We start from the raw sequence: 24,748 nt of genomic DNA, 5'->3' as shown, positions 1-24,748 counted from the left end.
ACGATGTTATTATAATATTTCTTAACAAATTTAAACTTTTAATGTAATCCTATTTAAAGATGTATGACTTTTTTTTATATTTTATCCCAATCTTCCAATGGATTCTCCCCTCAATTTATTACGGAATTTGGAGCTCTTGTCAATTATACTTTCAATATTGTGACAGGTTATTATCTTAACTTGTGGCAGTTGGGATGCCATTAATTTATTTGCAAGGGACTGATTTACAAATCTAGATTCAAGTGCTTTTTTTGGATCTTCATTGAAACTAACAACAAATTCAAATACATTATCTGTACCATATCTGTTGAATATATCGGCAAGTACAGAAGTTATGGTGGTGTTTTCAGCCATCACAGCAATTTCAGCTTCTTTAAGGGCATATTCATTTCCATTGAATGATACTGATATTCCTCCGTTATCATTGGCAAATCTTAGTGGTTGAACATCTGTTATGCTATCTCCTATATAGAACAGATCCTTAGCTTTTAATTTGTATCTGCTGATTATATCCTGAACAGCTTCCTTTTTACCTTCACCACCTGTTGGTTTAACAATATCCATCAGTACAGCTACTTTAAGTTCGGGTATTCTCTTCCAGAAAATCTTATCCAATAGTTCAAATTCAGGATTATCAACGATTGCTTTCTTATATTCCCTGATTAGTTCAATTTCCTTTGGTTCAATGTCTTTATAGTCCATGTCAAGTTTGGTTGAATAGGTGTTGTCATAGGGAAATCCGGTTTTATTACAAAGTGCCAATATATAATGGTCGTAACTGGTGCTCACAATAAATGAGGGCATTATTGAGTTTACAAATTTAAGGGTTTCCTCTGCACCAGGTATTAAATGTACATTTTCGATGGAAAAATCTATAATATTCTTATTTGTTGCACCATAAGCCTTTAAAAATGGCACTATTAACTTTAAAGTACTTCCCGCATTATATCCTGTTCTTTTCAAAACATCGGCAAGCACATCATCATATCTGCTTACGATTTCAAAAAATTTCTCTCCATCTTCAATAAAATGGCCTGAAAGTTCAAATGCATTATCATTTATTGATATGGGACCTTCACAATCAGAAACAAAAAATTTTTTCCCCAATTTACAATCCTCCTTGAAAATAAAAAAAATATTTGGATATTCAGATATCATTGGTGTCTGTTTTGAGTTTAATTGCATTTACAGGGCATATTATATCGCATTCTCCACATAAAATACATTTAGAACTATCAACAATTACTTCATCTTTTTCAAGTTTCAGAGCCTGTGTTGGACATTTTTTAACGCATACTCCACATGCCATACATGCATTAACATCTGTTCCTATTTCGCCAGTTCTAGGTTTTAGTAATTCTTCCCTTACATAGAAAATTTTACCATCTTTAACCTGGAAATGTTCTTCGATTAGAGTTATGGCATTAAATTTACACTTATCAACACATTTTCCACAGTAAACACAACTTTCAGTGTCTATATGTACTGGTGAGGGTATTTCAAGTTCTATACAATCAACTGGACATTCTGCTATACATTCACTGCATCCAATACAATCCTCTTCAATAACATTAATGTCGCGTTTTGGTGTTGTTGCTCCAATTATCTCCTGAATATCTTCAATTTCAAGTTCAGAATTAAGCATTGATGTAATTTCATCCTTTATTAATCCAGTTACATCTTCGTAGAAATTTTTTTCTTCATGTTTAAGAGCAACATCTCTTGCAATAGAATTTAGAATACTATTTATCCTGACAGCATCATTTGAAAGTTTACCTGCTTCTTTTTCAAGCAATTCCGATACAATTTCCATGGTTTTTATTTTACTGAAATTCTGGTAAGCCCTTTTTCTTGATGAATATCTGATGGCTGCTGAAGGGCATACATTCATACATTCCTCGCATCTTGCACAGTAGGATGGGTTTATGAAAGGGAGTTTACTCACATTTCCAACGTTTATGGCTCCTTTGGATGGGCAGACTCGGGTACAAGTCATACATCCTATACAGTTTTTTTGATCAACAACAATTGCCTTTCCACCCACAACAGATCTTGGGAGTATTTCACCATATTTAATTGCTTCTGTTGGACAGACTCGGGCACAGTATCCGCAGCGCACACATGTATCTTCATTTATTTCGCTGTGAGCTTCTTCAGTTCCTGATGAAATTAACTGAATTGAACCTGTTTTACATGCTTTTACACAAGATCCACATTGTCTGCATAGTTTGGTGTTGATATTGGGTATATTCTCCCTTATTGGTTCAGAAAGAGTTGTTTCCATTTTTATTGCATCATATGGGCAGGCTTCCCTGCATAAAACGCATCCAACACATTTGTCATCGATCTCAATTTCCCCGTTTACTGATTCATTTATGGCAGCCACAGGACAAGAAAGTAGACATGGTTTATCTTCGCATGTCTCACATTTACTGTGATCAATCTTGTAATCTACCTCTACTTCTCTGAGAGGTTTACAATATTTTTTAGTGTTATTAGTTGTTGTTGGAATGGTATCAACTCCTTACTGGTAAGTCTGATGATTTAACTGTTATATGTATGATACTTTCACCTTCAGCAGATGGTTTGTATAAGAACCTTGCAATATAATATCCAATGGCACCGAATGGACATGTCTGGTAGCATATACTGCATCTCAAACATTTATCTGTGTCCCTTACAACACCTTCTTCAGCGCTGTAACTAATTGCATGGGATGGACATTCTTTAACACATAACCTACAATCTGTACATTTATCCTTGTCCCAAGTTATAACCCTAAGTTTTAATCTGTCTGTTATATTTTCGATTATGTCATCAATTAAATCATCGTCTGATAATATTTCCCTGGCCTTTCCCATTATATCCTGAACTGGCATGTCGAGTTTAAATACTTCTCCACCAGTTACATGTTTAATATTATCCTGTTCAGCTTCTATATATGCCTCTAAACTATCCACAACAAGGTTTATAATTTCTTTCTGTTCTTCTATATGTGATATATGTATTCCCTTGATAGCACCCTTTACTGGACATGTTTTTATACATTCACCACAGGCTATGCATTTGGACTGGTCAATGAGGATTTTATTATCGTCTTCAACAATTGCATCTCCAACTTTACAGGTTTTCATACATTTTTTGCAGCGTATACATAGGTAATCGTCTATAACAAACTTTTTGTCAACAGGTAGAATCGTAAATTTTTCCCTTATCAAGTGGTTCTCACCACATGTAAGTGTTTTAGGGTCTGTTGGACAGACCTCTGCGCAGAACCCGCATCTAATGCAACCTCTGTTGTTTATTACAGGGTAGGTTAAACCCTCTTCACCTGAATTATCCTCATCTCTCACGAGTTTTATCGCCATTGGTGCAGGACAAGCTGCTGTACACGCTCCACATGCTATGCAGTATTCTTTATGGACTTCTGGAAAATTTCTGAACCTTGATGGTGTGTCCATTATTTCAGAGTTGCTCTTAGCTGCTACAAAATTCTGAGCCCATGACTTTCTTGCAAATTCGTATAGATACCATATAACCGAAGACATATTATATCATCCTTTTAACTTGGAATTTATATTGTGGACACCGTGGAAATCCAGGTTCCTTCCTTTTTCATCTAAAATTATAACCCTTTCTGTACATGCAATACAAGGATCTGAAGTTGCATATGTAGCCACAGCATCTGCAACTGTTGCAACATCATTTAGCATGTACTTGGCACATGCATCTATATTCATGATACTAGGGGTTCTTATTGAAACATTTTTTATAAGATTTCCATTGGTTTCAATGGTGTAGGTTACTTCTCCCCTAGGTGCTTCATTTCTCCATTCACCTGCTCCTGCAGGTATATCAATTTTTTTTCGAACTTCACCGGCTGGTAGGTTTTCTATGACCTGTTTAATCAGACTTATGGATTCCCATATTTCATCGAACCTAACCATTGTACGGGCATAGTTATCCCCTTCTTTCCTCCAAATAGGTTTCCAGTCCATGTGGTCTCTATAGGTTGGATGGTCTTCTCTTACATCATGTTTGATTCCTGATGCTCTTCCAGTAGGTCCAACAGCCCGAGCCATTATTGCTTGGTCATGAGTCATCTTTCCTACATCATGGGATCTTAAACCAACAAGTGGCCCTTGTTCAAACATTTCAACGTATCGACCATATTCATTTTCAAGTTTAACCATTATTGCCATTATGGAATCCATATGGGATTGGTTAACATCCATTTTAACCCCACCAACAACATTCCATCCCATGTTAACTCTATTACCTGTTAAAAATTCAATAGCATCCATAACAGGTTCTCTTAAAGCGAGCATATACATGAAAAGTGTTTCATGTTCCATTGATTTGAAGTAGGTTGAGTTTGCAAGTAAATGACTCTGTATCCTGTCGAGTTCATTGGTTAATACCCTTAGGTACTGTGCCCTTATTGGTGCAGTTTCGCCTGCTATTCTTTCAAATGTCTCTGCAAATGTTTGTGTGTGTATGTAGGAGCATATTCCACATACCCTTTCAGACAAGAATATTCCTTTCTGCCAGGTTTTACCCTCCATAATCCTTTCAATACCTCTATGAATGTATCCATAATCTATTTCAGCACTTAAAACTTTTTCTCCCCGGGTCTTAAGTTTTAAACGTAATGGTTCCTTTAAAGCGGGGTGTATTGGCCCAATAGGAAGTATCATAGTTTTTCCCTCCCTCTTGCTGCAAGTGCATCTGGCCCCACAGCTAAAATGGCTGCCAGTATTTCTGATGGTCGCGGTGGGCAGCCTGAAACTTCCGCAGCCACGGGTATAAAGTCAGATACAGGTGCGTATATACTGCATCCTTCCTGATTAAAAACATCACCAGTAAGTGGGCAATTACCAATTGCAACCACTATTTTAGGTTCAGGTGCCTTTGCATATACTCTTTGGAGTTTGTCTCTCCATTGTTCTGCCATTGCACCGGTTACAAGGATGACATCTGCCTCCCTTGGATTGTTGTGAACGTAAATACCATACTGTTCAATGTCGTAACGTGGTGATAGTAGTGCAACTACTTCTATGTCACAACCATTGCAACCTCCTGTATTTATAAGGCAGACATGTATGGAACTCTTCCTTATAATGTCTTTAAGACCATCTAACATTTCTTTACCTCTTAAATATTATTTCATTAAATCTTCAAGTAAATCTTTTCTGCCTTCTTCTATGGCTTTATCGTAGGGTTTGTTTTCTTCTAGCACTTCATATGCTATTCTATTTTTAATATTCTCTGATTCCTCTTCTGTGAGGATGTTCATTACATCGCAGAGCCAGCATAGTCTTAGATCGGAATGTATTTTTTCTTTGATACATCTAAGTTTAGATGATTCAAACCTGGGATTTATTGCTTCAAGACTGGACATGTCCAATCTTTTCATGAGGATTTCTTCCAGTTCCTCTGGAGATATTTCCAGTTCAGTTGCAAATGGTACTATGACATCTTTGTGCCATTTATAGCTGGCAAGAATCCTTTTTTTCATGGTTATGAGAAGTTCTTCGTTTTCAATTTTTGTATTTGGTTTGTATCCACTCATAACAACACCATCCCAATAGCCCATATAAAGGCTGATACTATAAATCCGAGAACTGTTTCGTATCTACCATAACCTGGTCTCATTCCAAGTACCATAGCTATAAAGAATACTCCAATTGTGATAGATATATAATACGGTATAAATGTCAAGAACTGGCTGTTAATTGCCAGTGTCCAACCTATAATTGCAATTATAAGGGCAATAACATCGATATTTTTGGTGACATATGGTGCTTTATATTTTCTGTAGCTTAGTACAAGACCCACTATGGATCCCAATACAAATGAAATTATGTATACTAGATAAATTGTTTCGTTCATTGGATCACCATTTTTATACAGGCCTGTAGAGGTAGATAAAGGATATTATTATGCCTATTAAAACGATTATCATGGCCCAGTTTTCAATTGATTCTGCAAGATGTGCAAATTTATGTTTGTACTGGAAAAGTGTCAGGATCATGATTAAGAAAACTGCGATTGTTAGGGGCAGTACAATAATCCATTGTTGAAATGCTGCCAATCCACTTGCAAGTACCGCTCCTGATACTGCAAGGGCCATTAGGAACAGTACATCTTTTTCTTGTTTATCCATTTTTTAATCCTCTTTATATTTAGTAAATTTATATTTAATTAATTATTTTTTGATAAATTTTTGATTATATCATGAGCAAAGCAACCGAACCAACTATTCCAACAAATGCAAATGTAACTTGCATCATAACAGAATGGTTAGGATTTAGAAGTGGTGTAACAGCATTAATAAATGCAACTAAAACACTTAAAACAACCATTCCAACCAGATATACTGGTATACTTATAGGACCCAGGAAGACAGTTAGGAATATCCAGAGTAACATGTACCATGCAATGGATTCTGACATCATCAGGTAACCTCTAAGTAACCCAAAGTGCTCTGTTTCGTAACCGGATATAATGTCCTTACCTTTTGTTATTGCAAATGGGCTGTACGGTGCTTTTGAAAGTATTAACACAAAGAACATCAAGGCTGCTAATGGTATTGTAAAGATTAGTGGTCCATGTATGGACTGGTAGTTTATAATACCGGTAATGTTCATTGTACCTGCTTGTAAGTATATTATTATTAGAACGGCAAATAATGGAACCTCTGCTGCTGCAGAGTAAACAGCCCTAACACAGCTGAGTTTACCATAGGGTGATCCAGATGATGACCCTGCATTGTGTTCAACTATTTTGTGTATTGCATATATAGCGAATATCAACAGAAGTGATCCACCTGTAACTGGACCAACAATTACAGCTGCAACCCATATAAGGCTTAACATTGCTGTTATTGCAATATAAAATGGCATCGCAGCTGTTCTTGGAAATGCAGATTCTTTAATAAAGAATTTCAGTGTGTGTAAAAGGTGTTGGATAACAGGTGGCCCTGGCCTTCCTTGTATTCTTGCCATTATCTTTCGTTGAAGTCCGAATAGGATACTTCCTATCAGAAATGCAATAAGAACGTTTAGTAGGATGTTTGACATTAAATTCATGCGATCACCGATTATTTTACCTGATATTCTATCAATTGCATTTTTATGTTGTTTTTATTAGAATCCATTGTTATCGAACCTATTATTAAATATAAATTTCATATTCATTTCCTATTTTAGTATCCAATGAATGGTTCCCTTCTTTTGTCCTCTTCTTCTTCTTTACTACCCTTTGCCATTACAATGAGTCCAAAGGAGAGTATGGCCACAGGTATTCCAATGAGGGAAATTGCATATACAATCCAGGTTGCTGGATTATAAATCATTGCGTATGCAATACTTCCTAATGATAATATTAGAAGTATCCAGCTGGTTGTTTTGAGTTTATCCATTTATTCTTCACCTTAAAATGGTTTGTTGATTATGAGAAGTATTTCTATAGCTCTTACAATTATTAAAAGGGAGCTCAGGTGTATTATAAGTAAAAATGGTGAACCTGGTGTTCTGAACATTTCTGCTTTGGTAGCAAAGAACGGTGCAACACCAGTTTCTCCAGCAACACCGATAAATATTAATATTGAACCCAATAGCATCATTGGGGTTGTGAATGCTAGACTGTTAATTTGTAATAGACTAATGCTACCTGTTGAGGCTAATATAAGTGCGGCACCTGCAAATAATGGTGTAGCTGCCATCATTGCTATTAGTCCGTATTGGAATGCGGAATCAAGTACATCTATCTGTTTAACTGCACCTACAATTCCAATATTAACTATTCCAATTAAACATACAAAAAGTGTGAAATCGAAGAGATCCCCTGTTATCATTGCACCTGCAGTTGCAAGTCCGCATACTATTGCAAGGAATCTTCTGATCTTGAATTCATTTTTAGCAACTTTTACCTCTCTATCTCCCAATGTACCAAATTCGGCTTCAACTTGGGTTTCTGTTTTACTGATCGCTATAATGAATGTGAAGGCCAAGACTGCTGCAAACATGAAAAGGTTAAAGGAGGTCATATAAAATACAATATCTCCAAGGGGTATGATTCCAATTATTTGTGAGCCTAATATTGATATATCCATATAAATTTACTCCTTTCTAAATTCTTCTCTGTTCATAATACCAATTAAACCGGCTTTAAATGCTACCTTAATAAATATTCCGAATGCTGCGAGCATTAATCCTAATAGCCAGTATTGTGGGAAGACAAAGAGTATTAAAAATCCAATAAGCCATAAACACCATGCAATACCTGATGCTCCTGCAATACCTTCCCAAAGTGTTGAAGGTACTCCACGCACGGTCAATGATAGCACATAGAAGAGTATTCCTCCTCCGGCTACTGCTCCACCTGTAAATCCTGAGAGGAATGCTCCATATATTACCAATATTATTGCAATGAATACTGGTGCTGTTTGAAGTATTTCCATGTCAAAGTTTAGGGGTGTTGGTATGAGGGCAACAGCTTTACCTGTTTTTCGTATTTCCCTGCTCATTAATATTTCACTAATAGCCATGATCTCTGCAAGTTCAACAACCAGCCCTGGAAGTATTAATGCTTCAGCAAGGTCTGTTCCAACCGCTGCAACAATTATTAACATTGCAATTCCAACAATATCTGTAAGGATAAGAACTTGTAGATCGTTTTTCTCAACTGATATGCCAAATAATCCTATTAAAGCCACAACTAGCCCAACAAATATAGCTGGTATATAGAGTGCAACTACTACTGGTGAAACAACAGAGGGTACCAATACCAACATTCAGTCTTCCCTCCTCATTGTGAAGTTTATTGCAACCCATGAAGCTATTACAAATGCCATCATAAGTATGCTTGATTCTAGTACGGTATCGAATCCCCTTGTGTAGTAGAGGATTTCGTCTATAAGTCCACCTGGTGATGAATAAATAGAAGTTCCATAGTATAATGTTGTATTTTTAACACCAATTGCTATTGGAGATAAATACGATGTTATCAATCCTATTGATGGTAAAAATTGTGGGTATTGGGCCTTTACTATTCCCCTTTCTTGGAAGGGTACTCCTCCTCGGTCGTATGGTGCCAGAGGATCTTGAGCATTTATCTGGTTCTGTGGTTCTGGTCTGGGATAAAGTTGATTATCATTCAATGCAAGGGGTATTATAAAGCCGGCTATCAGTACAATGCCAAGTATCAGTGCATAAATTCTTGGAATCCTGTCAGGATTCGCAAGGGCATTCCATATCCTTCCTATACTCTTCAAAGTTCGGCCCCCATTTCTTCTAATCTTACAATAGCCCTTAAAAGTATTAGTGTTATTATGGCAGTAGCTGCAATGAATGTTACAAGTGCTATTGTATGGTTGTAGGTTAAAAATATGAGTGAAACTCCAACTGCAGCAATTTCTGTGTTCAAAGTCCTTACCAGAGGATCTTTAACCCCGGGTCCTATTACAGTTGCTATGCTTCCTATTATTACAAGTACACAGCCGGTGTAGAACCATATGTAAACATCAAGCAATGAACCCGTCCTCCTGGGATCTTTCTTTATTCTTTCTAATTTCATCAAGTTTGGTTATTGCAATTAACATTATAACAGTGGAAATTGGATCGAATATGGCTGCTACCATTGCAACATCCAGGTACTTTGCAGATACTATCATCCCAATAAAACCGCCCTGCAATAGTGAGAACATTATAACCTTGTCCAATGGTTTTTTGAGCATTATTATACCAGCAGCACCTATTAAAAGTACTCCTGCAGATACTGTTGTCAAGTTTATGAGGTCTAGAAACGGATACATTATTTACACCATTTACAATCCTTTAATTTTTTTTATGAAATTTTGTCCAGAATATTATTCATCCAATACTATTTCATTCTTAACTCTTCCAATTGAATACGCTATGGCATTTGAACAAATTGTCGAAGCAATAAAGTAGGTTATAGCAATTATAGCACCAAAGGGTGTTTGAATATAAAGTGCTATTATTCCTGATATTCCAAAGCTCATTGCATTTAAATATAACATTCTTGCAGATCTATCCTGTGCAAAAAGTGTTCTCAGAGCCATTAAAAGAACTATTATACCTAGTATCTGGATCAGCATTGTCAACATGATAATCGACCTGTTGTTTTACAATTATTAAATTTATTATCGAAATTTCTGATAACCATGATATAATCCCCTTCAGGTTAAAGTTGTATGCCTTCCCATTTTTTTGGCTATCTTTCCGAGTAATTTTGATGCCAGTGGATGGTGGAGTCCCTGTATTGTAACTATTGCCAATACCATTCCAACTATGAAATCTGCAGGTCCTATTCCTATGTAGGATGTTGCAAATATTATTGCAGTAATTGTTAATGCCCCTGTGGTGCCAGCATAACCTGGGTCTGCGCAGAGTCTATTTCCAATATAGACAAGTAAAGCTGCTATTAAACCACCTTCAGGAGTTCCTATAGTGTAACAAGCAGCTGATGCAAGTAATGTTCCTGCTGATGCATCTGGAGAACATACAATGTTTCCCTGGAAAAATCCTCCTGCAAGGTTTCCACCCCGTTTTAAAACAGATCTTCCAATAACATCTGCACCTTTAACACCTGGTTTTTCTGGAAGTCCCATCCATGTGTCTATTAAAACAAAATTTAACCATGATAGTACTGCAGCTATTATAATGGCAATGATCTCGTTCAATTTGATTCCTCCATTTGAGGTTTGGGTAAGAGTCTTTCTAAGAAGTATTTAGCAAAGATTGCGGAGACTACACCCATCACAACTGCAACTAGAAGACCTTCATATCCAAGTTTGAATAGAATGGCTGTTAATCCAAGTGCAATTATGGATGTTGGGAATATTAGACTGATAGTCCATGAATGCCTCATAGGTCTTTTTGGGAGAATTGGAATTCTCAGTATCAGTCCCACAATTATGGCAGACACAACTGCCAGTATATAACTCGCTATGGTGATCAATACATTAGCATGAATAATCATGATAAAACATCATCCTACATGATTTATAAATGTTTTCTATTTCAACTTATTAATTAAAGAATGTGTATGATTGTTACTCCCTATTCAAATTATTAATCTTTTATACATGTATAAAAACTTTTTTAAGAAATATTTTATAATATCCACTAAAATACAAAGATAACTGTACGTATATTCATAATATATTTATAATTTTTATTCTCAATACAATAAAATGTTTAAAATGTTCATTAATTTTAAAACTCATTTCAATATCACTCGGATAATCTTAAAATGAATCTTATATTTATTAGATTATGATGATATTTTTTTTATATGAATTTGAATATTTACAAAATAAAAAAAAAATAGTAAAGGGATTTAAAATGGCAGTGAAGTGTAATAATTATGTAATTTGTATGTTGCAGTGTTCCAGTTGTTAATAACTCCAAATGAGTTTCGGGTACTTATTGCATCAGCATTATACCATTTGCCATTTACATATAGTTGAGTCCATACATGACCGTACCATGTTCCACTTGAGAACTGGCATGTTCCATGTACATATCTTGCTGTTATTCCTGCATTACGTGCAAGTGCAACCAGAAGATTTGAGTAATCACAACAGTTTCCTGTCCTGTTTTTCAATGTTCCTGATGCACCATATTTGGTGTTGTAATAAAAGGAATAACTAATATTGTTTCTAACCCAATTAAATAAAGCCACAGCACTACTATAAGTGGATGTTGAACCAGCTGTAAGCGATTTTGCAAGTGCAGCTACTGAACTAGTATCAATAACTGGTTTAGGTTTTACAATTACAGTATTTATTTTTAGTCCCTGGGTTGCAATGTTCTTCTGGAAAGTTGCGATTGAAATTTTTCTGGTTCCGTAACTTACGGTACTAGGCAATCTACCATATTTATTGTAGAATGCTTGAACTCTGGAAATTCCTTCTTTCATCTGAGCAACTGTTAAACCATTCACAATTACTGTATTTATTTTTAGACCTTGGGTTGCAATGTTTTTCTGGAAAGTTGTGATGGAAATTTGTCTGGTTCCAAAACTTACATATTTCGGTAGTCTTTTATTCTTATTAAAGAATGTTTGAACTCTGGAAACTCCATCCTTTAACTGCGCCAGTGTTAAACCATTGACAACTACTGGTGCTCCTGCTGCCATTGTGCTGTTAATCTTTAGTTCTTTTGTTGCATTTGTTGTTGCAATTTTGACACTAGTATTCAAAGTAGATTTAGCTTTATCGGCTGAGTAATTAGATGAACTAATGTTATCACTTAGATTATCTGATGATATTACATTAGTACTCATATTTGTTTGATTTACCGATGCAGCACTACTTGCACTAACATTCAAAACCAGTGCTAGACTAAAAAATATTAGCACTGACAATAACAATTTTCTAGTAATTATACCGCCTCCCTGTTTGAAAAAATCAAACAAAATTATTTATTTGATCTTATCAAACCTACAAATGGATTAATTGGGATCACTAATAAATGCTTTGGTTTAATTTTCCAAAAAAGACAGTCATACGGCTATTTTATTAATTTAAGACTTACAAAGAGCTTATTGATATATTATATTATGGATAAACCTACTCCGTTATTATTTTTACTAAATAACACGATTTAAAACAATACACACTCAAATTAGACGTACTCATTCTTTTACAAATCATCTGGTTAATTCACAATTATGAAAAAATTCTATTAAAAAATGATTATCAACAAAAAAAATTGATATTTAAACTATTTTATAAATCTACTCGATATTAAATCGATAAATGCTATTTAAAAAGGTTATAACAAGAATATAATTGTTAATAAAAATATAGTAAAATTTAAGTTTAATAATTCCTAAAAATTTATTATCAAGTTTATTTGTACAAAATTTCATTTATGGAGTTGAGTAAATGAAAAATGAGATTAATCAAAATGATAAGAAAAAATTTAACAAGATTAGATGGTTATTGATCATTGTATTTTTCATTTTTAATGTTCTTTTGATCTTCACTTATAAAAATCCAAATCTGCTTGCAATAGACACTTTTATTGTGACAGCTCTTCTTTTTATTATAGCTGTTTTCAATGGAATTGAAAGATACAACCAAAAGAATATTGCAATCTTTTTTATTATCACTCTATTAGTAAGTTTCTTTTTTGAAAACTTGAGCATACTTACAGGTTTTCCTTTTGGTTTTTATCATTATTCGCCCACTTTAGGAATGTTAACAGTTCCGCTTATTATCATATTTGGATATTTTTCAATGGGTTACTTATCATGGATGCTGGCACATGTATTAACTGGTCAATACAGCAAAAAACTAGAAGGCAAACAGATATTTATAGTTCCATTTATAGCATCCTTCATAATGGTAATGTGGGATTTAACAATTGATCCTATATCCTCAACATTACAGGGTCTTTGGATCTGGCAGACTCCCGGAGCTTATTTCGGTGTTCCAATATCAAACTTTTTCGGATGGCTCATGGTTGTATTTGTTTTCTTCCAGATATTTTCAGTATATATATCTAAATATGATATAATAAAACCTGAAAAAGAATATAAAATTAATAACAAACCTTTTTGGAGTGAAGCCGCTATTGTGTATGGTATAACAGCTTTGGGTACAATACTGTCAATTTTTTACCAATACAATGATATCACTCTGAATATGGCTTTAATAACTGTCTTTACAATGATATTCGTTGTAATACTGGCTTTAACAAATATTTTAAACAACACTGAATTGGAGTAGATAATTTCAAATTATTTGTTTCTTTTATGGAGTTATATGGTATTATTATACAAATAGAATTTATTAAAGAGATATTAACAAAAATTTCACCAGATTCAGATTTAATTTAAAATAATCTCTAAAATATTCAATCATTATTTATAATATACTCTAGAACCACCATCATCGAAAATTTTATTTTTTGAATTAGCTATACTGCTCAAATCTTTATAAACCCTGTTTCGATCCGTTCTGCTGGTGAATCCAACAAGATAACCACTGTTAACATTCAAGGTTCTTAGGTACATGTAGGTGTTGGTTGAATTATATGTTGTAAATTCTGATACACCATTGTTGGATGAAATTTCATTAATATTAGGTGTGAACCTGTAAAAAATGAATTTACCATAGACATCTGCATATATACTGTTACTCACCTTATTATCTGTTAACCATTGTGCACTGTCGGCCTCTTGATAATCAAATAAAGGGTAGTAATCTGATGATTGGACACTTACTCCAGTTAAAAACATTGGAATTGATTCTCCAGCTAGTTCACTTACAAAACCAGTGTTAAAAAGCATAAATACCAAAATAAAAATAGAAAATATCTTTAGAGGTGTTTCACCATCTATGTTTCCATGTTTAATTACATGATATATTGATCCTAAAATCTTAGTACCACCAATAACACAAAATGGAGATAGTATTATGAATGCTATTTCATATATCCTTGTAATATTAAATGCACCCTCAAATGAAGGAATTGTAAAGCCTGCTATTAACATTGCAGCTCCTACAACTGAAAATGCTAAGTAGGTGTATTGGAATTTGTTCCTATGCATATTGAGAAATACAATTACAAGACCCAGGAATGTGAAAAATACAACTGTAAAATTCAAATATCTCAAAACAGTTACAATCCATGTTTTAGGAGGTCCCGTAACAAAGGTCAAAGCAACTAAAACAACCACACCCACAACTGCAATAACTTTGTAGTTAAGTTTAGACCTTACTAAATCGAGGAAATTGGTTATCCATTCATGGTCATTTGTTTTAACCATTCTTTGTAATATGATTTTAAGAATGTAGATCACAGCAGCAATAAGAAGAATAATTAAAAATATTACCAATGCATATATGGCTGTGGTGGGTACAATTCCTGCATTTTGAAGAGATATCTTGATTATATCAAAGAAATCCTGTTTAATATAAGTTAAAACATCAATAATTGCTTTTACAGCCAATCCCTGGGAAAAACTTGAGTACCATAAATATGCAAACAGAATCATAAAAGCTGTGATTGAGGGTAAAACAAATAAAAGAGTCTTATTTCCACTGAAGTTGATATTATTCCTTGATAAATTGAATTTAGACAGGTTGAATATGGCCAATAATATAGAAACACCGATAAGTGCTATTATAAAGAAATATGTGGTTGAATAATGTGATACAACCAGTCCCATGCTGAAAATTGCCATTAATACCATTAGATTTGTTTTTAATTTTCTGTTTAGAAGAAGAAGCAACAAGAGAACAAGGAATAATTCAGCTGTCATTTCCCTTGTAAGTGCAAGTAATTCTATATAAAATGTGTTAAAGGAAATAAATAAAAAAACAGCAATAAATGCTATTTTATAGTTGTTAGTCTGTGTTTTAAATATTTTATAAAGACCCAGAGGTACCAAAGAAAACAGGAAGGGATACACAATTTTTAAAATATAATCCAGTCTCAGGTTGGTTAAAAGTGAGTAGGTTGGAGCCAACATCACAATACTTAACATTGAATTGTAAGCATCTGGCAAGGTAGAATTCCAGTATGAAAAGTTCATAACAAGATTTGCAAGATAATACTCGTTCTGTATATCCCAACCCCATACATAGGGCGATATTAATGAACTTACAAATAAAAGTGAAATTGATACAATCCAAACAGTAAAAGTATACCATTTTTTGGGTATTTTATCAAAAACAACCAAAATAAATGTTAAAGCAATTAAAACCAATAGGAACATTGAAATTATATTGGTATGATAGTTAGTAATGGAATATGACCCAAAAATAGCAACAAAGGGGATAAGTGTAAGAAATAGGAATGAAAGAGTGAAAAAATCACTGGTTTCAATTTTATTAGGGGCACTAAAGTCTTTATCACATATATAACTTATAATGGATAGAACAATCACATATAATGTGATTGAAACTGTTAACGGGATGATGGATAATGGATTGTAAATTCCAATGAGTGGTAGAGCCATATTTATTATAAATCCAATAAACATCACACTTGCAATACTCAATCCAACAGAGTAGAGTAACGATTTAACATTACCAATTTCATGAATTTTCAATATACGAAGGATCAAATATCCTGGAAGGAATGTGAGATAAATAAAACCTATCAATTGTGCGATAACAGGGATATTGATTCCTTTAAGATTTAAACCAACAAAAATTAACTGTAAAAATTGTACTACCAATATCAATTTAATGAATTGGCTGAATTTCCAGTCATTCATTTGAAGGGGATTGTTGAGTAACATTTTAATCGTTTTAATCAATTTTTTGTTTTTGGAATTTGTAGGGTAAATCTTAATAAAAAAAGAACCTAACTGATAACACATAATAATTAATTAATCTTATAAATATATCTGCTAACTAAAGTATAATCTAATAGGAGAATTTATTTCACAATATTTTTATATGTGACATTGGAAAACGAAATATAATGGAAATTTGCAATCAAATTTTACAATTAAAATAATAATATTTACTTAAAACATATTTTTACCAACATATATTTACGGTGCTTAGAATGAAGTTAGATAAAACTGTATCATCAATTTTAGTAATTTTACTTGTTGCGGCTGTCATAGCAACTGTTTATATAATTGTAAATCCAAGTCCCGGTGAAAAATTTACTGAACTGTATATTTTAGGAGCAGGAGATAAGGCCGGAAACTATCCAACCAATCTAAGTGTGAATGAAATTGGAAACATAACTGTTGGACTGGTGAATCATGAACAGTCCACAACAACCTACAATCTGGTTGAAACATTAAATGGTGTAACCCTTTCCAATCAAAATATTACACTCTCTAACAATGAAACTAAACAGATAAATTTCTCATTCCAACCTACACAAACAGGAAATAATCAAACATTAGAATTTAAACTCTATAAACTACCTAATACTGACACTGTATATCGTTCAGTTTTCTTGTACGTGAATGTCATGTGAATAGATGAAAGAAACATATTTTAACTGGGAATTAAAATTTTCTTTAAAAATTTTATGAGGCATAGATTCAAAATGAAAAATAAAAAGGTAGTTGTTACGGGCGGTCTTGGATTTATTGGTTCCCATTTGATTGAGAGACTAAATGAAAACAACGACGTTGTTATAGTAGACAACCAGTCATCAGGAGATATTAAGAATATTAAGGACTTCGATTTTACAAAAATAGACACAAACCTTGGTGATATTACCAAGATGAACCTTGAAAATATTTTTGAAGGAGCAGACTATGTATTTCATATGGCGGCAATGACCAGTGTTACACAGAGTGTTGTGGATCCCATTGGATGTAACGAAATTAATGTAACAGGAACTTTGAAGGTTCTTGAAGCTGCAAGGAAATGTGGAGTTAAAAAATTGGTATTTTCATCTTCTTCTGCTGTATACGGTGAAACTGAATCACTTCCAATAAGTGAAAAAATTCCAATAAATCCATTATCACCCTATGCTGTAGCAAAGGCAACTGGAGAACTATATTGTAATGTATATTCTGAGATATATGGACTTCCAACAGTTTCACTTCGATACTTCAATGTGTTCGGGCCAAGACAGGATCCTGAATCAGATTATGCTCCAGTTATTCCAATTTTCGTTGATAAACTTCTTAAAAACGAAACTCCTGTTATATATGGTGATGGAGAACAGACAAGAGATTTTGTGCATGTAAAACAGGTTGTAAAAGCGAATATTCTTTCAGCAGAATCCAAGGAAACTGGTGTGTTCAATATTGGTCTAGGGAAAAGTACATCAATTAACCAGCTCTTTGAACTAGTTAAAAATACTATGGGTAAAGATATTGAACCCAAATATGAAGATGCACGTGCAGGAGAAATTAAACATTCGTTTGCAGACATATCAAAGGCTAGGTCAATAGGATATGTACCAAAAGGTGATTTTGTTGACGACCTTTCAGACACTGTAAATTCTTTTAATAATTAATTTTTTAGAGTTTCAAAGTTTTATCTTTTTTAATAGTAGGAATTGAATCTTATGAGTGCAGTACGTAAAATAGCAAAAAATACATCAATTTTACTTTTATCCCAGGTTATAAGTTATATATTGGCCTTTTTTTATACAATATATACTGCACGTTACCTTGGAGCAACAGGCTTTGGAATATTGTCCACTGCTCTTGCTTTAGGAGCTCTACTATCAATTTTCACAGAATTGGGTCTGAGTACACTGACAACCAGAGAAGTTTCAAGAGAAAAATCATTGGCAAATAAATATATTGGGAATACTATTGTTCTTAAAATAGCTTTAAGTACCATTACCTTGGTTTTGATGTTCTTAATTGTATATATAGAACATTATTCTCCTGAAATTGCCGTTGTAGTATATTTTATAACAATATCCTTTGTTGTGGGTGCTTTTACCAATATTTTCTACTCGGTTTTCCAGGCATATGAAAAAATGGAGTATCAATCAATTGGACAGATTATCAACAGTATAATAATGTTTTCTGGTATATTATTGATTATTTACTATCAGATGTCCATAACCAATTTTGCCCTTATCTACCTCATTGCAAGCATAGTTTCCTTAATCTTTGGCATAATCATCTGTGCATGGAAGTTCATTTTACCTAAAATAGATATAGACATTACTTTATGGAAGTTTCTGATAATTGAAGCCATTCCCCTGACACTATCAGGTGTTTTTTTGTTGATTGCATTTAGAATAGATACAATTCTACTCCAGGTAATAAATGGAAATGAAGCTGTAGGAGTTTACAATGCTGCCTACGGTTTGATGAGTGCGTTAATGTTTTTACCATCTGTCTATGTAATATCCGTGTTCCCTCTGTTATCAAGATTTAATGTTTCATCAAAAGACTTACTTAAGATTTCATACGAAAAATCGTTTAAATATCTAATTATAATTGGTCTGCCAATAGCAGTGGGCACAACTCTAATTGCCAGCCCATTGATATTATTTATCTACAAATCAGGGTTTTCACAATCAATAATTGCTCTTCAAATACTAATATGGTCAATACCAATAATATTTGTGAATTATATACTGGGAACAGCAATTAACTCAATTAACAAGCAAAGCCAAATGGTAAAATCAGCATTCATTGTCATGGCACTGAATATAATATTAAATTTACTTCTTCTACCAAAATATGGTTTTATTGCAGCTAGTTTCATAACAGTTCTTACAGAACTGTCAGCTTGCGTATTCTGGTTCCATATAATGAATGTGAATGGATATAACATCCCCGTCCATAAAATATTGGTAAAACCAGTGATTGCAAGTTTAATTATGGGCCTATTCGTTGCTTTGGTAAATATAAATCTAATAATAGTGATAGTAATAGCTACCATCATATATTTTGGAGTTTTATTCTTCCTAAAAACATTTTCAGAAGAAGATATCAATTTATTTAAACAAATGTTGGGCAGAGATTAATTATAATTAAAATTAATCTAAAAAAAGAATTACCCAATAAATTTTTTAGGGATTTAGTCTTTTATCAATCTTTTCACATAGTTTAGCCCAATTAAATTTATCATTTACCTGTGCCATCAATTCATATGGATCTTTTTCACATTTTTCCGGATTTGAAATTAATTCCTGTAATCTTCCTGCAAGATAATTGCTATCATCCATTTTAATAATTTCACCATAATTTGTTACATCTAATACGTCCTTTGCACCGCCAACATCTGTTGTAAGTAAATAATTTCCAAAATAAGCAGATTCAATTAATGCTATTCCAAAACTTTCAGATCTTGAAGGGAAACAAAAAATTTTCGATTCAGAATAATACTTGTAAATTTCATCCCTATCAGATATATAACCCTTAAATATTACTTTATCAATTAGATGAGGATTTATTTTAAAATAATCATCTATATATCCATTAAATGATTCATCAATACTTCCAACAAGTATTAATTTCCAATCCTCCAAATTATCAATCTTTGAAAATGCATCCAATAAAATTTCTGTTGCCTTTGCCTTTGATCCTAAATGTCCCACATTTAGTATATAATTCTTTTTTTCTTGAATTTCAATGTTGGATTTAATAGAAATGCCATTTGGGATTTGGATAAGCTTATCAGAAGGTATTGTATTAGATTCTATTAGTTTTTCATATGATCTAGTAGATTCAACACTCATAACATCAATCAGGTGTTTTATCATAAAATTTTGCATATACCTGTAAATACCCTTTTTCTCAACCAATAATGATATTATTAAATCATCAGCATCCAATTTCACATAGACCTTACCCTTTCTGTTCAATATTTTGTAGATAAAAAAGAAGATAAAAAGTCCAAGTGTATCGTGTAGATTAAAAGATTGGAGCACATCTATATTTCTAGAATTTTTTAATAAATAGTATATTACATCACGAGTTTCTGTATTAAATTTTTTTTCAAGATAAATAAGATCTAAATCATTTCCATTCAGCTCATTATCCAGATAACTATAATTATCATTGTTGTAGGTGAGAATATTTGAATTGTAGTTAAAAAATTTGCCCATGGTATAGGGGAGTAATCCCACATCCTTTATCAGATGATAATTCAATAACCCCGGGAATATGCATACATACTTTTTCTTTACCATGTTGATTACATCCTAAAATTTTAAAAAATTGAATTAGATTGTTAATTCATAAAATATACTAATTAATGAATTATTTGCACAGTACATAATTTAAAACAGATTTTTTTATAATAATTCAATTTGAATAATTAAAAATCTGTTATCAATGTATCAAAGGATAGTATACATTGGATGCAACAAGAATATATATAAATATTTTTATTTATCTACATTAAGTCAGATAATTCTAATTGTAAAATCCCATAAACTGAAATTCGAAGATAATGATTGTTACAAAAGATTGTTTTATTAAAATTTAGTATATGATGGATTCTAATCTAAACAAAATAGTATTTAATTTATATTATGAAAATTTAAAACTTTTATAAAGGATTTATAGATTAAAAATAAGATTAATATTATAATTAATGAATAAAAGAATATTTAAAAATAATTATAAAAAAGATTTAAAGGTAAGATCTATATGAAAATTAATTTTACACTCTATTCAACATCAGTGACAGGCGGTGTCAGAGCCATATTTGAAGTTGCAAACGGACTATCCCAACGGGGTCATGAAGTTATTATAACATCACTTGAAGGTGATCATACATGGTTTCCAATTACTGCTAAAGTTAACTATGTTGAAAAACCCAACTTCATAAGAATACTGAATCCACTTAAACAATTAAAATCGCGAGAATCATTACGATACAGTAGTATAAGTCCTGTTTTAGGCCAGATGAAGATGGGATTTGAAGCAGATCTTATAAAACCCTTAACAGAGGCAATTCCTGATTGTGATATAAATGTTGCAACATGGTTTTTTACTTCATTTGCAGTGTTCAGAAGCAATAAGGGAAAGCAATTCTACTTTTTCATGGATTTTGATGAACTTGCAGAAAAACATGGCAACTACTATCATATGCTATTTAAAGAAAGTCTTTACCTGCCCTTAAACATTATCACAATTTCAACATGGCTTAAAGAATGGATAATGGAAAATTACAGTAAAGATGCAGTTGTTGCAGGTGTTGGAATTGAACACAATGTATTTTACCCCCGCACAACCATACTGGAAGATGTTGAAGGCTACAAAATAATGGGAATTTTCCGAGGATTTGATTACAAAGGAGATAGTGACTTAATTAATGCTTTGAACATTGTATCTGAAAAAATACCTGAAATAAATCCAATTATAGTGTGCAGTAAAGACACATTCAATGACTTAATAAAAAAACATACATTCAAATTTCAATATACCTTCTTTGAAAGTCCTAGTGATGATACACTAGCAGAACTGTACAGTTCAAGCGATCTATTCGTTTTTGCATCACACATGGAAGGTTATGGACTACCACCACTTGAAGCAATGGCATGTGGTACACCTGTTATAACAACAGATTGCAAAGGAGTCAGAGACTTTGTTGTGCATGGGGAAAATGCATTAATGGTACATGCTAAAGAACATGAAACAATCGCTGAGTCCATTATAAAGATGTATAATAATCCTGATTTAGCTAAGAAATTAAAAGAAGAAGGGATTTTAACAGCCAAGAAATTTACATGGGAAAGAGTAGTTGATGTTTTTGAAAAGAATTTCCAAGATTCATTGGATAAATAAATAGAAAAAGGAATAATAATGTTAAAAGATTATCCAAGGGTATCTGTGATTATTTTAAACTGGAATGGCTCGAAAGACACTATTGAATGTCTTGAGTCCCTCTACAGCATAAACTATCCTAATTATAATGTAGTACTGGTGGACAATGCATCAACAGATAATTCCATATTAAATATAAAGGATTACTGTAATGGTCAATTAAAAGTTGAATCTAAATTTTTCACGTATGAAACTGAAAATAAACCAATAAAATTATTAGAATTCACAGAAGAAGATATAAAAAACATAACCTCCGAAAAATATTCAGAATTAATTAAAGATTCTTCAAACAAAGTCTTAAACCTAATAAAAAATCAGGATAACTATGGGTTTGCAAAGGGAAATAACATTGGAATTGCTTATGCATTAAATAGTTTAAACCCTGATTATATCCTGTTACTCAATAATGACACAGTTGTTGACCCTGAATTTCTGCTTGAAATGGTTTTAACAGCTGAAAGTAACGAAAAATATGGTTTTGTAGGCTCAAAAACCTACTTCTACACCCAAGATGAAGTACTTCAAGCTGCTGGTGGAGGGGATGTTGATTTTAAACACGGAATTGTCAATGAATTAGCTTCAAACACCCAAGATAATGGAGATTATGATATTTACATTGAAATGGACTATGTTGGAGGGGCATGTTTACTCTGTAAAAGGGAAGTTATCAACACAGTGGGGTGCCTAGATTCAAATTTTTTCATGTACTGGGAAGATGTTAACTGGTGTTTAACCGGATTAAAACATGGATATAAATCAGTTTACTCCTTTAAGTCTAGAATATGGCATAAATATGGCGCATCAAGTGCAAGTGATTTCAAAATTTACTACCTTAACAGAAACAGAATATATGTTATAAAGGAACATGCCAAAAGAAATGAATACTATTACTTCCTAATTTACTTCTTTGGGTACCGTTTATGGTATGAATCATTGGATTACCTTGTAAATCAACGGGATTTTAAAAGATTTAAATGTTTGATTAAAGGCGCTTTAGATGGTTTAAGAGGACCCTAATAAATTTTAAACACCCAAAGAAAATTCAATATCATTACAGATAAAATAAGAATTATTAAATTAAGCTATCTGGATTAAAAAAATTCATTAAATTATAATTTAACAAACCATTCATCAATATAAAATAGAATTCTTTCAATAAAAAAATTTGAGGTATCATATATGCATGAACCATTGAAAATCGCAGTTTTTCATAATTTACCATCTGGTGGGGCAAAAAGAGCCCTTTATGGTTATGTGGAATACTTAACAAAAACAGGTAATCAGGTAGACGTTTTCGTGCCTTCAACAGCTAACGAAGAATTTCTACCCCTCAGAGATCTAGTTGGTCATGTTCATGTATTTCCAGTTCCAAAAACTCTGGGAGGCTCAATTTACTCCACAATCAAATACATACCTCCTGCTGTAAAACATATCTCACTCAGGGATCTAGAGAAAACAGAACAAATTATGGCAGATGTAATAAATAACGGTCCATATGATGTTGTTTTTTCTGAACAGGACCAGTACACAATGGCTCCATTCTTACTCAAATACATAAAAAAACCAATGATATTTTACTGCCAGCAACCACTTAGAAATGATGCTGTATCAGAGATGATATTCCCACGGAAAAAAAATAATATAATAGGTTCTTTAAAGGGTTTAGGAAGTAAAATTGTAGTTAAAAGAGGTCTTAGCATAGATAAAACCAATTCATTCTACTCTAATTATACACTTTCAAACTCATACTTTTCAAGGGAAAGCATCTTGAGAATGTATGGAATCAACTCCCATGTATCATATCTTGGAGTTGATCCTGAAATGTTTAAACCATTAGATGTACCCGTAGAAAAATTTATACTCTCAGTTGGAACATTCACACCTGAAAAAGGTCACGGCTTCCTTGTTGAATCTATTGCACTTATAGATAAAGAGATACGCCCCAAACTTGTTGTTGTTTCCAATTCAAGTTTCCCTCCATGGAAAACTTATCTTGAAAAACATGCAGAAGAATTGGGTGTTGATATGGAAATAAAAAGTTTAATAAACGACGATGAACTTGCTGTTCTCTACAACCAGGCAGAAATGGTTGTGTATTCTCCATACCTCGAACCTTTTGGGCTGGTACCACTTGAATCAATGGCCTGTGGAACACCGGTAGTTGCTGTTAAAGAAGGAGGAGTAAGGGAGACAGTTATCCATAAAAAGACGGGACTATTAATAGACCGAGACGAAGAATTATTTGCAGAAGCAGTTACAAAAATGCTTTCAAAGGAATATAAAAGGTATAATATGGGTAAAAAATCTGTTGAAACCATTCAAAATTTCTGGACATTGGATCATGCAGGAGAAAGATTGTTAGAGCATTTAAACCATGTTATTAACAAGGATATACAATATACAAAAAATATATCCAACAGAAAATGAGAAAACAATAATATAAACTTCAAATATTTTACCAAAATTAAAATAAAACTAAATT

General features: G+C 32.9%; 28 protein-coding genes. 7 read left to right on the top strand and 21 right to left on the bottom strand.

Annotated features, from left to right (window positions below; translation table 11 throughout):
- Positions 1-81 precede the first annotated feature (81 nt).
- The 19 genes from K8N75_RS11220 to K8N75_RS11130 form a co-directional block, all read right to left on the bottom strand.
- Complete coding sequence (locus K8N75_RS11220) at positions 82-1,107, bottom strand: hypothetical protein (RefSeq protein ID WP_223792140.1); 1,026 nt, start codon at positions 1,105-1,107, stop codon at positions 82-84.
- 40 nt (positions 1,108-1,147) lie between these two features.
- Complete coding sequence (locus tag K8N75_RS11215; RefSeq protein WP_223792164.1) at positions 1,148-2,512, bottom strand: 4Fe-4S binding protein; 1,365 nt, start codon at positions 2,510-2,512, stop codon at positions 1,148-1,150.
- 4 nt (positions 2,513-2,516) lie between these two features.
- Entirely contained in the window at positions 2,517-3,548 is a 1,032-nt protein-coding gene (locus K8N75_RS11210) for a 4Fe-4S binding protein (RefSeq protein ID WP_223792139.1), read from the bottom strand.
- 6 nt (positions 3,549-3,554) lie between these two features.
- Entirely contained in the window at positions 3,555-4,697 is a 1,143-nt protein-coding gene (locus K8N75_RS11205; RefSeq protein WP_223792138.1) for a hydrogenase large subunit, read from the bottom strand.
- Positions 4,694-5,143, bottom strand: coding sequence for an NADH-quinone oxidoreductase subunit B family protein (locus K8N75_RS11200; protein ID WP_223792137.1), 450 nt, complete (start codon positions 5,141-5,143; stop codon positions 4,694-4,696). Before K8N75_RS11200 ends, K8N75_RS11205 begins: the two co-directional genes overlap by 4 nt.
- Positions 5,144-5,161: 18 nt before the next feature.
- Positions 5,162-5,572: an EhaM family protein gene (locus K8N75_RS11195; protein WP_223792136.1), complete on the bottom strand. Its 411-nt coding sequence runs from the start codon at positions 5,570-5,572 to the stop codon at positions 5,162-5,164.
- Positions 5,569-5,892 (bottom strand): DUF2104 domain-containing protein, encoded by a 324-nt coding sequence (locus K8N75_RS11190; RefSeq protein WP_223792135.1) that lies wholly within the window; start codon positions 5,890-5,892, stop codon positions 5,569-5,571. Before K8N75_RS11190 ends, K8N75_RS11195 begins: the two co-directional genes overlap by 4 nt.
- A gap of 13 nt (positions 5,893-5,905) precedes the next feature.
- Positions 5,906-6,166 (bottom strand): hydrogenase, encoded by a 261-nt coding sequence (locus K8N75_RS11185; protein ID WP_223792134.1) that lies wholly within the window; start codon positions 6,164-6,166, stop codon positions 5,906-5,908.
- A gap of 64 nt (positions 6,167-6,230) precedes the next feature.
- A complete protein-coding gene (locus tag K8N75_RS11180; protein ID WP_223792133.1) occupies positions 6,231-7,091 on the bottom strand; it encodes a respiratory chain complex I subunit 1 family protein in 861 nt (286 codons plus the stop codon).
- Positions 7,092-7,207: 116 nt separating this feature from the next.
- The gene (locus K8N75_RS11175; RefSeq protein ID WP_223792132.1) at positions 7,208-7,423 is read right to left on the bottom strand and encodes a DUF788 domain-containing protein; all 216 of its coding nucleotides are present in this window, start codon (positions 7,421-7,423) and stop codon (positions 7,208-7,210) included.
- A 12-nt stretch (positions 7,424-7,435) separates the two neighbouring features.
- Complete coding sequence (locus K8N75_RS11170) at positions 7,436-8,116, bottom strand: hypothetical protein (protein WP_223792131.1); 681 nt, start codon at positions 8,114-8,116, stop codon at positions 7,436-7,438.
- A gap of 6 nt (positions 8,117-8,122) precedes the next feature.
- Entirely contained in the window at positions 8,123-8,794 is a 672-nt protein-coding gene (locus K8N75_RS11165; RefSeq protein ID WP_223792163.1) for an EhaG family protein, read from the bottom strand.
- Positions 8,795-8,797: 3 nt separating this feature from the next.
- Positions 8,798-9,277 carry an EhaF family protein gene (locus K8N75_RS11160; protein ID WP_223792130.1) on the bottom strand — a complete coding sequence of 160 codons (480 nt, stop codon included), beginning with the start codon at positions 9,275-9,277 and terminating at the stop codon, positions 8,798-8,800.
- Positions 9,274-9,534: an EhaE family protein gene (locus K8N75_RS11155; protein ID WP_048190641.1), complete on the bottom strand. Its 261-nt coding sequence runs from the start codon at positions 9,532-9,534 to the stop codon at positions 9,274-9,276. Before K8N75_RS11155 ends, K8N75_RS11160 begins: the two co-directional genes overlap by 4 nt.
- Complete coding sequence (locus tag K8N75_RS11150; RefSeq protein ID WP_048190640.1) at positions 9,527-9,817, bottom strand: EhaD family protein; 291 nt, start codon at positions 9,815-9,817, stop codon at positions 9,527-9,529. The genes K8N75_RS11155 and K8N75_RS11150 overlap by 8 nt, the downstream gene beginning before the upstream one ends.
- A 54-nt stretch (positions 9,818-9,871) precedes the next feature.
- On the bottom strand, positions 9,872-10,123 hold the full coding sequence (locus tag K8N75_RS11145) for an EhaC family protein (protein ID WP_223792162.1): 252 nt from the start codon (positions 10,121-10,123) through the stop codon (positions 9,872-9,874).
- A gap of 81 nt (positions 10,124-10,204) precedes the next feature.
- The gene (gene ehaB, locus K8N75_RS11140; protein ID WP_223792129.1) at positions 10,205-10,708 is read right to left on the bottom strand and encodes a [NiFe]-hydrogenase-3-type subunit EhaB; all 504 of its coding nucleotides are present in this window, start codon (positions 10,706-10,708) and stop codon (positions 10,205-10,207) included.
- Positions 10,705-11,007 (bottom strand): energy-converting hydrogenase A subunit A EhaA, encoded by a 303-nt coding sequence (locus K8N75_RS11135; RefSeq protein WP_223792128.1) that lies wholly within the window; start codon positions 11,005-11,007, stop codon positions 10,705-10,707. The genes ehaB and K8N75_RS11135 overlap by 4 nt, the downstream gene beginning before the upstream one ends.
- A gap of 360 nt (positions 11,008-11,367) precedes the next feature.
- Entirely contained in the window at positions 11,368-12,390 is a 1,023-nt protein-coding gene (locus K8N75_RS11130) for a transglutaminase domain-containing protein (protein ID WP_223792161.1), read from the bottom strand.
- A gap of 529 nt (positions 12,391-12,919) precedes the next feature.
- Here K8N75_RS11130 and K8N75_RS11125 point away from each other — a divergent pair.
- Complete coding sequence (locus K8N75_RS11125; protein WP_223792127.1) at positions 12,920-13,765, top strand: carotenoid biosynthesis protein; 846 nt, start codon at positions 12,920-12,922, stop codon at positions 13,763-13,765.
- Positions 13,766-13,899: 134 nt separating this feature from the next.
- Here the strand turns inward: K8N75_RS11125 and K8N75_RS11120 are convergent, their stop codons facing one another.
- Positions 13,900-16,287 (bottom strand): DUF2206 domain-containing protein, encoded by a 2,388-nt coding sequence (locus K8N75_RS11120; RefSeq protein WP_223792126.1) that lies wholly within the window; start codon positions 16,285-16,287, stop codon positions 13,900-13,902.
- A 272-nt stretch (positions 16,288-16,559) separates the two neighbouring features.
- Between K8N75_RS11120 and K8N75_RS11115 the strand changes: the two genes are divergently transcribed.
- The 3 genes from K8N75_RS11115 to K8N75_RS11105 all read left to right on the top strand — a co-directional run bounded on the left by K8N75_RS11115 (position 16,560) and on the right by K8N75_RS11105 (position 19,457).
- Positions 16,560-16,985 (top strand): DUF1616 domain-containing protein, encoded by a 426-nt coding sequence (locus K8N75_RS11115; protein ID WP_223792125.1) that lies wholly within the window; start codon positions 16,560-16,562, stop codon positions 16,983-16,985.
- A 72-nt stretch (positions 16,986-17,057) separates the two neighbouring features.
- Positions 17,058-17,981, top strand: coding sequence for an SDR family oxidoreductase (locus tag K8N75_RS11110; protein ID WP_223792124.1), 924 nt, complete (start codon positions 17,058-17,060; stop codon positions 17,979-17,981).
- A 51-nt stretch (positions 17,982-18,032) separates the two neighbouring features.
- The gene (locus K8N75_RS11105; protein ID WP_223792123.1) at positions 18,033-19,457 is read left to right on the top strand and encodes a flippase; all 1,425 of its coding nucleotides are present in this window, start codon (positions 18,033-18,035) and stop codon (positions 19,455-19,457) included.
- A gap of 45 nt (positions 19,458-19,502) precedes the next feature.
- Here the strand turns inward: K8N75_RS11105 and K8N75_RS11100 are convergent, their stop codons facing one another.
- Complete coding sequence (locus tag K8N75_RS11100) at positions 19,503-20,624, bottom strand: glycosyltransferase family 4 protein (protein WP_223792122.1); 1,122 nt, start codon at positions 20,622-20,624, stop codon at positions 19,503-19,505.
- A 463-nt stretch (positions 20,625-21,087) separates the two neighbouring features.
- Here K8N75_RS11100 and K8N75_RS11095 point away from each other — a divergent pair, with 463 nt between their 5' ends.
- From K8N75_RS11095 to K8N75_RS11085, 3 genes are all read left to right on the top strand, one after another.
- Positions 21,088-22,227, top strand: coding sequence for a glycosyltransferase family 4 protein (locus tag K8N75_RS11095; RefSeq protein WP_223792121.1), 1,140 nt, complete (start codon positions 21,088-21,090; stop codon positions 22,225-22,227).
- 18 nt (positions 22,228-22,245) lie between these two features.
- A complete protein-coding gene (locus K8N75_RS11090; RefSeq protein ID WP_223792120.1) occupies positions 22,246-23,283 on the top strand; it encodes a glycosyltransferase family 2 protein in 1,038 nt (345 codons plus the stop codon).
- Positions 23,284-23,445: 162 nt separating this feature from the next.
- On the top strand, positions 23,446-24,693 hold the full coding sequence (locus K8N75_RS11085; protein ID WP_223792119.1) for a glycosyltransferase family 4 protein: 1,248 nt from the start codon (positions 23,446-23,448) through the stop codon (positions 24,691-24,693).
- Positions 24,694-24,748: the final 55 nt, after the last annotated feature.

Source organism: Methanobacterium spitsbergense (genome assembly GCF_019931065.1).
Classification (GTDB): domain Archaea; phylum Methanobacteriota; class Methanobacteria; order Methanobacteriales; family Methanobacteriaceae; genus Methanobacterium_B; species Methanobacterium_B spitsbergense.
Note: the sequence above shows the minus strand (reverse complement) of the source record. Positions and strands in the feature narration are given on the sequence as shown.